The sequence below is a fragment of the Paenibacillus sp. NPDC058071 genome, from assembly GCF_042885235.1.
Taxonomy (GTDB): domain Bacteria; phylum Bacillota; class Bacilli; order Paenibacillales; family Paenibacillaceae; genus Pristimantibacillus.
On the sequence record NZ_JBHVSK010000003.1, the window covers coordinates 350,370 to 363,533 of the forward strand.

Consider the following 13,164-nt stretch of genomic DNA (forward strand, 5'->3'; position numbering starts at 1 on the left):
ATCGATTTCCCTTTCAATGCGGACGCCCGACCTTACAATGTTGTCATGTTAGCGCGCCTCAGCGATCTTGTACAACGATTGATTGTAAAAAATCATCGAGACGCGGGTTCCTTGTCCTTCCTCAGACTCCACCGTCAGCTCATGCCCGAGCCGCCCGCATACCTGCTTCGCCAAATAAAGACCCATTCCCGTCGACTCTTCGATCGTTCGTCCATTTTCTCCGGTAAAAAACGGATCGAAGACGCGCGGCAGATCCTGCGCCGCAATACCGATCCCCTCGTCCGTTACCGACAGGCGAATCGCTCCGTCCATCAGCTTTGACACCTGCACGGCCAGCTTCTTGCTCCCCGGCTTGCGCTTCGAATATTTGATCGCATTGTTCACGAGCTGATTCAGCACGAAAGCGAGCCACTTCTCATCCGTCTCCGCATAGCCCTCTCCCTCCACGCGCGGATAAATCGCGTATCGGATACAAAGCTTTTTATGAGCATTAATGACATTCCTAGCGATCTCGTGCAGCGGAACGCTGCGGATGTGCACATCGATTTCGAACTTGTCGAGCCGAGCCGTATGCAGCATCGTTTCCAATCCCCGGACCAGCCGCTCGTTCTCCTCCTGCAAGCTCGTCAGCAGCAGCGCCTGCTCTTCCTGCGACAATGTTTTGGACTGCGCCTCCTGAAGAAGCAGATCGATGACTGAAATTGGCGTCTTCATATGATGCACCCATTGCATAGCGAAATGATTATGCCTCTCCTGCTGTCTGCGGTAGCGGTCGATTTCGGTCATACATGCGCTGTACTGCGCTTCCAGCAGCCGCTGCATCGCCTTCTGCTCATTCGTCACGCCGGCTTGGACGATCCGCGAAGCTTCCAGCAGATCCCGTTTGCCTGCCGCTTCTTTCAACTGCCTCTGAAAGGAACGCTGACGGATATAGTCGACGGTAAGCCCCGCTATCAAAACGACAAGCGACAGCTCCACAAAATAATAGACCAGACCGGAATCGACCTGATCTTCGTATCTGAGCTTATCGAGCAAAAACATCGCAGCCGCAAGTCCCGTACATACCATATACGTGGCAATCCACATTTTGCGGTCCCATAAATAAGCTCTCATTACGCCTCTCCTTCTTCCTCGGACACGGTCAGCTTGTAGCCCTGTCCGCGAATGGTCTCAATCGCTTTCGATAAGCCAAGCTCCTCCAGCTTCCTGCGCAGTCTGGTCACATTGACGGTCAGCGTATTGTCGTCGACGAACTGTACGTCATCCCATAACGCTTCCAACAGCTCTTCCCGCCTCGCCACTTCCCCGTGCTGAAGCATCAAGCATTCCGCCAGCAGCATTTCGTTCTTCGTCAGCTCTACTTTCCGGCCGAGCCATTCCAGCTCGTTGCGGTTCATATGCAGCAGGAGACCATTCGCGGAAAGTCCGGCGCCTCCCGATTGCGTGGGCGCTGCATTCGCGTATTCCCCGTAAACGCGGCGAAGCGCTCCCCGCACCTTCGCCATCAGCAAATCGAGATGGATCGGCTTGGAGACGTAATCGTCTCCTCCATTCTCGATCGCCATCACTTGATCCATCTCGCCGGCGCGGGCGGAAATAAAGATGATCGGCAAATTGGACAGCTTGCGGAACTGCCTGCACCAGTAATAACCGTCATAATACGGCAAATTGATATCAAGAAGCGCCAAATGAGGCGCATAATGTTCAAATTCCTCCAGCAGATCCCTAAACTTCGCAGCGCGGCGCGCCTCGAAGCCATACTTCGTCATCGTCGCCTGCAGGATGGATGCGATTTTATCGTCGTCTTCCACGATAAAAATACGATACATGGTGTTCACCCTCCCATTTTTTTTCAGACTCATGATAGCAGTTTGTTGAAAACCAATCAAATACCTTCACAAAATCATTACAAATTCTAAATAATGGGATAATAATCGGCTGTTAATCTTGGATCAAGCACAAACGGCATTCGTCAATGAGCTAGACGAACCGTTTGGCAATGAACAGTTCGATATAAGGAAAGGTGACGAAGCCGATGCAAATGAAAAAAGCACTACTCCTCTCCATTCTTGCCGCAACAATGACCGCTACTGCCGTAAGCCCTGTGGTGGCAAGCGCAGCAGCCGTAACCAGCAATGCCGTTCAAATCAGTCAAACTCCGTTTGTCGTTAACGGCGCGAAAGTATCTCTTCGCACGATTCAATCGAAGGGAACGACGCTTGTTTCCGTACGCGACATCGCCAAAGCGATTGACGCGAGCCTGAACGTATCGAAAGGAAACATCACCGTAAGCCTGAACCACAAAAGCTACGTGCTGAAAGAGACTGCCGCCGTTAAAGCGGACGGAGGCTCGTTCGTTGATCCAGCCGCGCTGCTGAAAGCCGTTGGCGCCGGTTACTCCGTGCAAAACGGCGTACGGACGATCACTTCCTTCAAGCTGTTGGCCGATATCGATAGCGCCGTATGGGCTGGCGACTCTCGTCTCATCGTCTCCCGCAGCATCGAAGGCGGCCGTGAGGACTACCTGGTCGACGCTTCAAATGGGCAAAACGAACTGCTGCTCAAGTCGTCCAACACATCCGAACTTGTCATTTCTCCAGATGGAGCAAAAGCGGCTTATACGGATGAGTTAGGTGCGGTATACATCATCGCGCTGGATACAAAACAATCGACAAAGGCGAGCGAAGACAGCTCGATTAAGAACGAGCTGCAATGGTCCGCAGACGGCTCCTCGCTTTACTTCCTGCAAGGCGACAAAAACTCCGTTATCGCGAAGGTAAACCTTGCGGACGGCGCCGTTTCGAAAGTGCTGGAAGATAAAGTTGACTATAAAGGCAATCTCTCCGTCTCCGCTGACGGCAAAAAATTCTCCTATACCGTAACGAAGCAGCCGAAAGTAACGGCTGACAGCGCAGCCGACGTCAATCTTGACGATGTGGCGATCGACGCTACGGGCACTGAGCCGCAAATTTACTTCTACGATTCGGCCGCAGGCGATAACAAAGCGCTGCAGCTGACGAAAGAAGCAACCGATAAAGCGTTCCCGGAAATCGCTGCAAACGGTGCAAAAACATTCTATGTGAACTTCACAAACGACGAAGCCAGCGTAGGCTCGCTTGCCGCTGTATCCGCCGCAGGCGAAGCATCCGTCGTATTCGCTGATCAAGACGTGTTCCAGCTCGTCTCGCATGGCGACAACCTCTACCTGCTGAGCGGCAACGGGGACAAAAATGCCATCTATTCGGTTAATGCCGCTACCGGCGCATCCAAGCTTCTACATACGGTTTCCGACGGCGTCACCGAGCTGTTCGTCTCGAATGGCGGACGCATTGCCGTACTGAGCAACGGCCAGCTTGCAGTTGCAGCCAACGGAAAATTCTCGACGATTACACGCTAGTCTTATCATCCTATCCTTAAATAACGGAGGAATTTAGCTATGAAATGGTTTAAACAATTGACTATCGCGGCGCTCATCGCCGCAATCGGATTTAGCGCAGTGCCTGTCGTTGATGCGGCAAGCAAATTGAGCGGCAAAGTTGTAATCAACGGCTCGTCCGCCCTGCTCCCGCTTACGCTGCAAGCAGCCAATGAATTCAAGAAGCTCCACCCGAAAGTGAAAATTTCCGCATCCGCCGCTGGCTCGATCACTGGCCCTCAAGCGGTACGCAAAGGCATCGCCGATATCGGCGCTGTAGACTGGGACGCAACGAAGGATGTTCCAGGCTTTAAAAAGTTCGACGGCCAAGTCGCTCACAAAGTTGCAGTCATTCCTTTCGCGACTGTCGTTAATAAAAACGTTTCGGTAACCAACCTGACAACAAAACAGCTGCAAGACATCTTCTCCGGCAAAGTAACCAACTGGAAAGACGTAGGCGGCAAAGACGCGGACATTATCGTTGTCAACCGTACATTCGGCTCCGGCACGCGCGTCAATTTCCAAGACAAAGCGCTCGGCGGCGTAGACTTTATGACCAAAGGCAACAACTACAAAGAAGTGAAAACGAGCGGCGACATGAAAACTGCAATCGAAACAACGCCTAACGCCATCGGTTATATGGACCTTGCTTACGTTACCGACAAAATGACCGCTCTCAGCGTTAACGACGTGGCTCCTACGGAAGCAAACGTCATCAATGGCAAATACAAAGTTTGGGGCTATGGCTACTACATGACAAAAGGCGAACCAAAAGGCGCAACGAAGGAATTCATCGAGTATGTCCAAAGCGCCAAGTTCCAAAACGGATCGCTGAAAAAGCTGAAATTCATTCCGATTTCGGCAATGAAGTAATCGTAAGACGAATTCTCGAGAAGCGGCCGGCACCGCGTATGAACGATGGCAGCCGGCCGTTTTTCTTATAAAGGAGCCGATAACCCATGTTAGAATCCGCTGCCTCCCGCCCAACGCTTTCCCGTTCCGAGCTTGGCGGCAGCCTTACGACCGGAAGCGGCAAGCCGTTCGACCGCAAACGCCGCCTGTTTGCGATGAACCGCTTTTTCCGTTGGGCCTGCATTGCCAGCGCTTGCTTCGTTTGCCTTGTGCTTGTGCTTATTTTGCTGCTCATGTTCCGCACCGGCATTATGACCTTCAGTCATATTTCGTTCGCCGACTTTTTCCTCTCGGCCAATTGGAATCCGATGGAGGAACAGTACGGAGCGCTTATCTTTATATTCGGAACGTTCGCTCTGACCGCGCTCACGCTGCTCATTAGCGTGCCGCTCTCGATTATGATTGCCGTCTTTCTTTCCGTATTCGTGCCTAGCTGGCTCAAGAACGCGCTCCGTCCTGTTTTGGATTTGCTTGTCGGCATTCCTTCCGTCGTCTACGGTTATTTGGGGCTTACCGTACTCATTCCGTTAATTCGGAATGTCACTGGCAGCGGCATGGGCGACGGTCTGTTGGCCGCATCGCTCGTTCTCACGATTATGGTGCTGCCGACAATCAGCCGTATTAGCGATGATGCGATTTCCGCCGTTCCGCGCAAATTTAGCGATGCTTCGTACGCACTAGGCGGGACCCGCTTTCAAACGGTCTGGAAAGTGCTGCTTCCGTCCGCACGCAGCGGCATCATGTACGCCGTTATACTCGGTATGGCGCGGGCGATCGGCGAAACGATGGCCGTCGTCATGGTTATCGGCAATACGGCGCAGTTGGCCGACAGCCTGCTGAAGCCAACATCCGTTCTGACGAGCAACATCGTTATGCAAATTTCTAACGTGCCTTTTGACTCAACATGGAACTATTCCCTCTATTTAATGGGCTTCCTGCTGCTCGTTATTTCACTGCTGATGATCGTTACCGTACGCTGGCTTCAGCGGAAAGGGGGACCCCAAGGATGAAACTGCAAAACGCAAGCGGAACGGCCGCCGTTCCGAATCCATTCCGTAAGCCGGGCGGCGCGAACAAATGGAACAACCGTCTATTCAGCTGGCTTGTCTGGGCGATCGGGATCGCAGCGGCGCTCTTTATTTTCGGCCTGTTGTTTCTTATTTTGGAGGAAGGTCTGCCTAAGCTGAGCTGGGATTTTCTATTCGGCCTTCCAAGTGAAATCGACGAGGGCGGCGGCATTGGACCGACGCTGTTCAATTCCTTCTATATTTTGATCTTGTCGCTTATTATCTCGATTCCGCTTGGCATGGCAGCCGGCATCTACTTGGCGGAATTTGCCCCGGATAACAAGTGGATTGGTTTTATTCGGATTTGCGTCGAGGGCTTGGCTTCCGTCCCGTCGATCATTTTCGGCCTGTTCGGCATCGCCTTGTTCGTTGAGATGTTTCAAATCGGTCTCACGATCCTCGGCGGTGCCGTCAGCCTCGCCTTCCTTAACCTGCCTGTCCTGACCCGGGTAACCGAGGAATCGATTCGCGCCGTGCCGAAGGAATTGAAGAGCGCCAGCTTTGCGCTTGGGGCCACTCATTTGCAGACGATCGTAAAGGCGCTGGTACCGGCTGCCGCAAGCGGACTTATCACTGGCATTTGCTTGACGGCAGGCCGCGCCTTCGGCGAGAGCGCCGTTATCATTCTTACCGCGGGTGTTACAACCTCGGGAGCGATGTGGGACTTCAGTCTGTTCTCGCCTGGCGAAACGCTCGCCGTCCACCTTTGGTACGTCCAATCCGAAGCGATCGTGCCCGATGCACGGGAAATCGCGCAAAAAGCTGCTGCGGTGCTCGTATTCGTCGTACTTGCGATTAATTTACTGTTCCGCCTCCCGCTGTGGATCAGTGCACGGAAGCTGCGCGGCTAGTTCAGCTCATATGAATAGGCATAGGCCAACCGGAATATCCGATTGGCCTAATCATACGAAGAGGTTGTTCGATGGCGATGTGCCAGTCAAACAACCTCTTTTTCTTTTATGCCGTCGGCATCTTTGTATCCGTCGGAGCGGCAAAGCCTTTCTTATACGTTTCGTCGATGAAATTGCGAATTTCTAGATTCGTTTTGCCTTCCTGCTTCATGCTCATCGATTGGGCTGCAATTTTCAAGCAAACGCCGCAGCGCGTGCCGTGATCGTCCCAAATGACCGATCCGTCTTCTTTGATTTCGGCGATAAAGCAATTCAAGCTGCTCTTGTGACCGACGCTGTCTCCGCAGCCGCAGTAGCACGGAATCCACTCCAGCACGTCGGCGGCTTGACCGGCCGCAGCGTACACAAGACGGATGTCGTCGCTCTGGCTATCCAGAAATGATGGAAGCACGCGCGCCGAGGCGGTTTCCTCTTGCAAATCGCCGCTTGCGGTATGTACGCCATGATCGGCATGGCCATCATGCTCGATGTTTCCGCCGCTTGGCTTCTTCGCACTGCCCCCGCAAGCTGTTAAAACCAGTATCAGACTCATTAGAATGCCAAATAATAGCTGTTTTCTCACGTTATCGATTCCTTTCACTTCGGGACGGGCGGGCATACCTGCGCGGCCCTGCGCCGTTCCGCTCTTATCCGCTCTATCATAGCAGGTTTGGCCCCTTTATTACAGAAGAGACGCTTGTCCCACAAAGTCAGAAGAACCTTCTGGACGCTGCCGCCATTTAATGATAGAAAGGGGGAGATCCGGTTGACTTATTGGGAAAAAAGGTTGCTCATCAGCCTTTCCGCCGTTGGCTTGCTCGTTGTCATTGCCAGTGTAACCGGTTATTTATTCTAAAATTGAGGATATCGCTCGGCATTCTTCTGAGCGGGCTTGTCCATCCATATTCCAAAAAGGAGGTCTTTGCCGTCTCACTAGCCTCTCTTAGACGCCTCCTCCAAACGGTTTCGCTCGTCTCTTAGACCTAACCGCTCCAGCTCTCGCATGCAGATCAGCAGCATGCTCTGATTATCATACAGCGCATTGTCATATTGCAGCTCTCGTACAATCGCAAGCTTAAGCTCGGACGTCGCCGCCTTCGCAAACGCTTCCGTGAGCTCTCGCTCGTCCTGAGGGATCTTTTCGATCATTGGGGGCTCAGTCCGCTCAGCCGATGGTCCGTCTCCCTCTCCCCGCCGTAAGGGCATTACGCCGATCGTATCCCGCGTCATGACCGCCGCTTTAGCCATTCTCTCCCGTTTCAAGCCGTCCATATAGTCAGCCAAATCCGTTATGTCGGACAAGCCGAAAGCCGCTCTCAGTCGGTCGTGCGCTTGTACTCGCTTATTATCTTCGGCTTTGTAACCAGGTTCCGCTCTTGCCGCTTCCCTTCTCTTCGTATACGCCAAGTAGGCATCCCTGGTTTTAAAGTTATTGTAGAGAACGTCGCCGTCCGTGCAAACGATTCGTAGGAAATCGTGAAGGTTGCGGGCGACAAACCATACCGCATCTCCGAAATCCATCGGCGATACGACGGCTATATTTGCTTCTTCCAAGTTCGGCACCGATCCGAAGTCGGTCGCGAAGCAGTAGTGTATGCCGTCAACGCCCGGGGTAGCGAACGGAATAAAGTCCGGCGGCGTACTTATGTAACGAAAATCCGATCGGGTGAGGCAAAGGCCCAACTGCCTATCCATCGCTTTGCCCATTTCCTGCTCCAGTTCGATTAGCTTCCGCATCGTGGGCGGAACTTCGTAGGCGCCATAGTGCTCATCTGTCACCGAAAGCGGCGGCTCCTCTTCTTGATGATAGCCGAAACTCACTTGTGACTGTAAATATTGGACATCGGTATGACTATAGGCATTTATTATATCGGGTACATACTCGCGAGTCATCATTAAACCTTTCATCACCCCGACAATCGTCCGAAAGCCGCTCTCGTCCATCGCTTGCAGCTTCTCCTCTGTTAGTTCACCCTTCAAGCCAAATTCCAAATCAAAAACCATCATCAACTGATCGCGATGATTATCCTGAGTTAGCGCATACTCAGCCAAAACAAAGGCGATATCTTCCGATCGATTATTCTTATCCAAGTCCTCTGTTCTCCTCCCGATTTCAATTCGTTACCCAAATACGATTTCTTCCGCCTTCCGCTGCTTGGTGAAAAACCGCAGCAGCTTCGTCGAACATGCCATTCTGAACGTCGATAATGAGCAAAGCCGTTTTGCTCATTACGATTACACCTTCTGAGTGTACCTTAGGAAAAACAACTTCCATTGTCTTCTATAATAGAACATAAGTTCTTGTTTTGGCAATCCGGGGCTGTTGTTGTCTATATGACAATCGTAGAATCGGATACAAACTAAAAATCTTTACAAATAAAAAAACTCCCGATAGTAAGTGATTAGCAATCACCACGTATCGGGAGGTTTTTTTACGTCATTCGCAACCTTCATTCAAGGCTGTTATTAATAGATAAGCCAAACGCTTCGATAAACTTACTTAGCAATCGCTATCCGGCTTGCCCGCCGCTTCCGCCGTGCGGAATGACGAACCGCAGCCGCATGTGCGAGTTGCATTCGGGTTCTCGATCGTGAAGCCTCCGCCCATAGCAGATTCCTTCCAATCGATGTTCAAGCCGTTCAAATATTTCAAGCTGTCGTCGTCAACGACCACTTTCAAGCCGAACAGCTCCATCGTTTGGTCGTTGTCATGCTGCTCGTCGTCGAAACCCATTCCGTAGGAGAAGCCGCTGCAGCCGCCTTCCTTCACGCCGATGCGCAGGAACAAGCCCGGTGTAGCTTCCTCTTCGAGCATTTCTTTTATTTTATCCGTAGCCGAATCTGTAATTGTAATCATGCCTTTTCCTCCTATCATTCAGCGCCCGCTGATGACTGTTATGCCAATACGGCGGCATAGCGCCTCCGTTACTTGTAGTATACTCCTCTTCTATCGCTTCCTCAAGAGTGGAATGCCCGTCGGAACCGTTTCCGTTCGGGTAAATTTGTATTCGGTTTTCATTGCCTTTTATGGTTGCCCCTGTTCAGGAACAGGTTTATAATAATGTCAGCTTATAGCGTTATAAAGAAAGTTCTTTTTTTCACAAATCATAGCAACGCATTCCTATTCCGGTTGATGCGATTATAGAAATGCTTATATGGGAGGTAATTCGGATGAACATCGCTTTGCAAAGCGACAGCAAACAAATGCAGGATATCGCAGAGAAAGTAAGAAACGGCGAACGGCTTTCGCTTGAGGACGGTATCTTCCTTTACCAATCGGACGACCTGCTGACGATCGGACAATTGGCGAACGAGGCGAATCTTCGCAAGAACGGCAAAAAGGTTTATTTTATCGAAAACATGAGTCTTTACTTTACAAACGTATGCGAAGCCCATTGCGCATTTTGCAATTTCCGCAAAGATGAGGGCCAGGAAGGCGCCTACACGCTTAGCGGACCTGAAATGATCGAATACGTCGAGCAGCATATCCACCCAGGCGTACGCGAATTCCATATCGTCGGCGGTCATAATCCGCATGTGCCTTTTCAATACTATGTTGATTCGCTCAAAGCGCTGAACGAGAAGTACCCGGACGTTACGCTGAAAGCATACACGGCGGCGGAAATTGATTTCTTCTCGCGAATCAGCGGACTGAGCTATAAAGAGGTACTTCAGGAACTGATGAAGGTCGGACTGAAATCGCTCACGGGCGGCGGCGCAGAAATATTATCCGACCATTACCGCAAAAAAATGCGCGTAGACAAAGCCGACGTCAGCCAATACTTGGATGTTCACCGGACAGCCCATCAACTCGGCATGCGTACGCATACGACGATGCTGTACGGCTCGATCGAGTCGAAAGAAGACCGGGTCCGTCATATGATCCATATTCGCGACCTTCAAGACGAAACGAACGGCTTCCAAGTGTTCATTCCGCTGTCGATGCAGCCGATTAATCCGCGTGCCGGCATCCGCCGCCGCAACTCGGCGTTCGAGGATTTGAAAACAATTGCGATCAGCCGGCTCATGCTGGACAACATTCAGCACATTAAAGCGTACTTCATTAATATCGGAACCCAGCTGACGCAAGTCGCGCTCACGATGGGCGCATCTGACGCTCACGGTACGATTGTCAAAGAGAAAATCAGCCATGCCGCAGGCGCATTAACGCCGGAAGGCATTACGCGCGAGGATCTGATCTGGCTTATTAAAGGCGCGGGTCGCATACCTGTCGAGCGCGATACGTTCTATAACGAAATTCAGGTTTATGAGTAATCGCGGCTTCCGCCGCAAATATTAGCACCATGACGCAACAACAGTATCAACTAGAATGATGGGGCTGAATAAAATGACCAGAAAAGCAGTAATTTTAGGAGGCGGCTACGGCGGCCAAGCTATTGCGGCGGAACTGCTTGAAAAGCAATTACCGCTCGATGTCGAGCTTGTGATGATCGACCGAATGCCTTACCAAGGGTTGAAAACCGAGTATTATGCGCTGGCGGCGGGAACGGTCTCCGACTTGGAGATTCGCGTCAAGTTCCCGCATGACCCGCGTTTGACCGTGAAGTATGGCAACGTTGTTGATCTTGACCTAGAACACAAGCTTATATATATGAAGGATCAGGATCCGCTTGCGTACGAATGGCTCATTATCGGACTCGGGTGCACGGATAAATATCACGGCATCGAAGGTGCCGAGCAATACTCGACGAGCATTCAATCGTTGTCGGCCGCGAGACGCACCTATCAGCAGCTCAACGACGTTAAGCCTTACGGACAAGTGTCCATTATCGGAGGCGGTCTGAGCGGCGTCGAAGTGGCGGCTGAGCTGCGTGAAAGCCGGCCTGACTTAAATATTCGCATCCTCGACCGGGGGCCGAGCGTACTTTCGGCATTCCCAGGTCCACTGCAGAAATTTGTCGCCGGATGGTTCACGGAGCACGACGTTGAGATGCTCGGCAACGTATCGCTGTACAAGCTGGAACAAGGCGTCCTGCACGACTGCAACGCCCATGGCGAGATTTTAACCGATGTGACGGTCTGGACGGCAGGTATCCAGCCGGTTCCGCTCGTCCAGCGAATGAACCTGCCGAAAGATTCCCAAGGCCGCCTCCTTCTAAATGAACTGCATCAGCTGCCGGATTATAACGACGTTTACGTTGTGGGAGACTGCGCTTCCCTGCCTTTATCGCCAAGCGGGCAAGCCGCCGGCGCGCAGGGCAAGCAAATTGCCGAGGTACTTCACGGGGTTTGGAACAACCGAACGGCCAAGCTTGGCAAAATCAAGCTGAAGGGCGTGCTCGGCTCGCTCGGTAAAAAGAGCGGCTTTGGCATGATGGGTGAAACACCGCTGGTCGGTAAAATTCCGCGGCTCGTCAAAAGCGGCGTGCTTTGGAAATCTAAACGGCATTTCGGATAACTGCTTGTGGCACGGCACTATGTGCTACGAGGCGACTTTCCTGTTTCGGCAATCGCAGCCATGATTTTATCATTTAATTGATTGATATCGTCTGCGGATACGATTGTACCGTCCACAAGCGCATATGGAAGCAGGTAGCATTCTCCGCAATTGCCCAAGCAGCCGTATTCGACGACGCGTACTTGCGAATGCCGCTCAAGCGACTGCATAACGCGTTCGGTGCCGTGGTGCATGTTGCCTGCGCAAAATTCCACCAAAGACATTTGCAATTTTTTTCACCTGGCCTTAAAGTGTTGATATCCATTTTCAATTGCTTCGCTTTGTACTATAATAGGGGAGAAAGGAGATGAATGCAATGAGTGAACAAACACAAGACGTTATGTACGATGAAGTGCTGGACGTACTCGATAAATTGCGTCCGTTCCTGCAACGCGACGGAGGAGACGTAGAACTCGTGGACGTGGAGGACGGCATCGTTAAGCTCCGTTTGATGGGCGCTTGCGGCAGCTGCCCAAGCTCTACAATTACGTTGAAAGCCGGTATCGAACGCGCGCTTCTCGAAGAAGTCGAAGGCGTTCAAGAAGTCGTTCAAGTATTCTAATCGGCAACCATAAAAAGCCTGTCCGGTTTTCATTTCCGGCAGGCTTTTTTTTGCGTTGCTTTATTTCTTTTCCGTTTATCCGTTCGTATGTATATTAGGCCGAATCGGATCGAAGCCTCCGGTCACATTAATAATGTTGCCAGTTAGAAAATCGGAGTTTGGATGACAAAGAAAGCTTATAACTCTCGCCACATCCTCGCCCGTGCCTGGCCTTCCGATCGGCGATTCCTCGTCTATCTTCCCTGCTGTCTCGACGATGGATGCTTCCTTAAAGCTACCTTTAATATCACCAGGACCAATCATATTGACGGTAATGCCGAAAGGCGCTTCCTCGACGGCAAGCGTCTTCGTGAAGGACACAAGACCCGTTTTCGCGGCCGCATAAGCGGCCCGATGCGGCCAGGCTCTCGCCTCCCCCGCATGACCAAAGCCAAAATGAACAATCCGCCCCCAGCGGCGCTTGCGCATGCCAGGGAGCAGCTTATGATCCAACAGCATGACGCCCGTTAAATTGCCGTTCACGAGCCGGATCACCTCTGCTTCATCCGAGTCGGCGAACAGACGGCGCTCGCGAACGAACGGACCTGCATTATTGATCAGGATGTCGATATCCCCGTTCCAAGCGGAAGCTTCCTCGGCTAGTCGGCTCACCCCGTCGATCGTTGTAATATCGGCTTGAATCGCCGTCGCCCTTACGCCTAACCGTTCGATTTCGCTTACCGTTCGCTGTGCTTCTTCCTTGCTATCTTTATAATTCAGCACAACATCGCAGCCAAGCCCAGCCAATTGCAATGCCGTGCGTTTTCCCAGCCCTTTCGCGCTCCCCGTAATTAGCGCGGTTCGTCCGTGCAGCTCCAAGA

The 13,164-nt window shown here is 51.9% G+C and carries 14 protein-coding genes; 7 read left to right on the forward strand and 7 right to left on the reverse strand.

From position 1 onward, the window contains the following. Positions 1 to 48 precede the first annotated feature (48 nt). Together ACFVTB_RS07015 and ACFVTB_RS07020 are read right to left on the reverse strand one after the other, a co-directional pair. A complete protein-coding gene (locus tag ACFVTB_RS07015; RefSeq protein ID WP_387746744.1) occupies positions 49 to 1,113 on the reverse strand; it encodes a sensor histidine kinase in 1,065 nt (354 codons plus the stop codon). Then, positions 1,113 to 1,829, reverse strand: coding sequence for a winged helix-turn-helix domain-containing protein (locus ACFVTB_RS07020; RefSeq protein ID WP_387746746.1), 717 nt, complete (start codon positions 1,827 to 1,829; stop codon positions 1,113 to 1,115). The genes ACFVTB_RS07015 and ACFVTB_RS07020 overlap by 1 nt, the downstream gene beginning before the upstream one ends. A 206-nt stretch (positions 1,830 to 2,035) precedes the next feature. Here ACFVTB_RS07020 and ACFVTB_RS07025 point away from each other — a divergent pair, with 206 nt between their 5' ends. The 4 genes from ACFVTB_RS07025 (at position 2,036) to pstA (ending at position 6,245) form a co-directional block, all read left to right on the forward strand. Continuing rightward, positions 2,036 to 3,397 carry a TolB family protein gene (locus tag ACFVTB_RS07025; RefSeq protein WP_387746748.1) on the forward strand — a complete coding sequence of 454 codons (1,362 nt, stop codon included), beginning with the start codon at positions 2,036 to 2,038 and terminating at the stop codon, positions 3,395 to 3,397. A 39-nt stretch (positions 3,398 to 3,436) separates the two neighbouring features. Next, positions 3,437 to 4,288, forward strand: coding sequence for a phosphate ABC transporter substrate-binding protein (locus ACFVTB_RS07030; protein WP_387746750.1), 852 nt, complete (start codon positions 3,437 to 3,439; stop codon positions 4,286 to 4,288). A gap of 86 nt (positions 4,289 to 4,374) precedes the next feature. Further along, positions 4,375 to 5,337, forward strand: a complete 963-nt coding sequence (gene pstC, locus ACFVTB_RS07035) for a phosphate ABC transporter permease subunit PstC (RefSeq protein WP_387746752.1) — start codon at positions 4,375 to 4,377, stop codon at positions 5,335 to 5,337. Further along, the gene (gene pstA / locus ACFVTB_RS07040) at positions 5,334 to 6,245 is read left to right on the forward strand and encodes a phosphate ABC transporter permease PstA (RefSeq protein WP_387746754.1); all 912 of its coding nucleotides are present in this window, start codon (positions 5,334 to 5,336) and stop codon (positions 6,243 to 6,245) included. Before pstC ends, pstA begins: the two co-directional genes overlap by 4 nt. Positions 6,246 to 6,351: 106 nt before the next feature. On the opposite strand, the gene ACFVTB_RS07045 is transcribed toward pstA, so the two are convergent. The 3 genes from ACFVTB_RS07045 to erpA form a co-directional block, all read right to left on the reverse strand. Continuing rightward, complete coding sequence (locus ACFVTB_RS07045) at positions 6,352 to 6,867, reverse strand: PCYCGC motif-containing (lipo)protein (protein ID WP_387746756.1); 516 nt, start codon at positions 6,865 to 6,867, stop codon at positions 6,352 to 6,354. A gap of 350 nt (positions 6,868 to 7,217) precedes the next feature. Then, positions 7,218 to 8,375 (reverse strand): hypothetical protein, encoded by a 1,158-nt coding sequence (locus ACFVTB_RS07050; protein ID WP_387746758.1) that lies wholly within the window; start codon positions 8,373 to 8,375, stop codon positions 7,218 to 7,220. Between the two features lie 409 nt (positions 8,376 to 8,784). Beyond that, positions 8,785 to 9,141 (reverse strand): iron-sulfur cluster insertion protein ErpA, encoded by a 357-nt coding sequence (gene erpA / locus ACFVTB_RS07055; protein WP_387746759.1) that lies wholly within the window; start codon positions 9,139 to 9,141, stop codon positions 8,785 to 8,787. Between the two features lie 314 nt (positions 9,142 to 9,455). On the opposite strand from erpA, the gene mqnE reads away from it, so the two are divergent. Together mqnE and ACFVTB_RS07065 are read left to right on the forward strand one after the other, a co-directional pair. Next, positions 9,456 to 10,559 carry an aminofutalosine synthase MqnE gene (gene mqnE / locus ACFVTB_RS07060; protein WP_387746761.1) on the forward strand — a complete coding sequence of 368 codons (1,104 nt, stop codon included), beginning with the start codon at positions 9,456 to 9,458 and terminating at the stop codon, positions 10,557 to 10,559. 73 nt (positions 10,560 to 10,632) lie between these two features. Continuing rightward, a complete protein-coding gene (locus ACFVTB_RS07065; RefSeq protein ID WP_387746763.1) occupies positions 10,633 to 11,703 on the forward strand; it encodes an NAD(P)/FAD-dependent oxidoreductase in 1,071 nt (356 codons plus the stop codon). A gap of 17 nt (positions 11,704 to 11,720) precedes the next feature. Here the strand turns inward: ACFVTB_RS07065 and ACFVTB_RS07070 are convergent, their stop codons facing one another. Next, positions 11,721 to 11,966: a YuzB family protein gene (locus ACFVTB_RS07070; RefSeq protein ID WP_387746765.1), complete on the reverse strand. Its 246-nt coding sequence runs from the start codon at positions 11,964 to 11,966 to the stop codon at positions 11,721 to 11,723. Between the two features lie 92 nt (positions 11,967 to 12,058). Here ACFVTB_RS07070 and ACFVTB_RS07075 point away from each other — a divergent pair, with 92 nt between their 5' ends. Further along, entirely contained in the window at positions 12,059 to 12,304 is a 246-nt protein-coding gene (locus ACFVTB_RS07075; RefSeq protein ID WP_387746767.1) for a NifU family protein, read from the forward strand. Between the two features lie 75 nt (positions 12,305 to 12,379). On the opposite strand, the gene ACFVTB_RS07080 is transcribed toward ACFVTB_RS07075, so the two are convergent. Further along, the gene (locus ACFVTB_RS07080) at positions 12,380 to 13,156 is read right to left on the reverse strand and encodes an SDR family oxidoreductase (protein WP_387747042.1); all 777 of its coding nucleotides are present in this window, start codon (positions 13,154 to 13,156) and stop codon (positions 12,380 to 12,382) included. Positions 13,157 to 13,164: the final 8 nt, after the last annotated feature.

Coding starts and splice junctions, on each gene's coding strand:
- pstA (WP_387746754.1), top strand. CDS start 5,334: ATGAAACTGCAAAACGCAAGCGGAACGGCCGCCGTTCCGAATCCATTC.
- ACFVTB_RS07070 (WP_387746765.1), bottom strand. CDS start 11,966: ATGTCTTTGGTGGAATTTTGCGCAGGCAACATGCACCACGGCACCGAA.
- ACFVTB_RS07030 (WP_387746750.1), top strand. CDS start 3,437: ATGAAATGGTTTAAACAATTGACTATCGCGGCGCTCATCGCCGCAATC.
- mqnE (WP_387746761.1), top strand. CDS start 9,456: ATGAACATCGCTTTGCAAAGCGACAGCAAACAAATGCAGGATATCGCA.
- ACFVTB_RS07075 (WP_387746767.1), top strand. CDS start 12,059: ATGAGTGAACAAACACAAGACGTTATGTACGATGAAGTGCTGGACGTA.
- ACFVTB_RS07015 (WP_387746744.1), bottom strand. CDS start 1,113: ATGAGAGCTTATTTATGGGACCGCAAAATGTGGATTGCCACGTATATG.
- ACFVTB_RS07065 (WP_387746763.1), top strand. CDS start 10,633: ATGACCAGAAAAGCAGTAATTTTAGGAGGCGGCTACGGCGGCCAAGCT.
- erpA (WP_387746759.1), bottom strand. CDS start 9,141: ATGATTACAATTACAGATTCGGCTACGGATAAAATAAAAGAAATGCTC.
- ACFVTB_RS07020 (WP_387746746.1), bottom strand. CDS start 1,829: ATGTATCGTATTTTTATCGTGGAAGACGACGATAAAATCGCATCCATC.
- pstC (WP_387746752.1), top strand. CDS start 4,375: ATGTTAGAATCCGCTGCCTCCCGCCCAACGCTTTCCCGTTCCGAGCTT.
- ACFVTB_RS07025 (WP_387746748.1), top strand. CDS start 2,036: ATGCAAATGAAAAAAGCACTACTCCTCTCCATTCTTGCCGCAACAATG.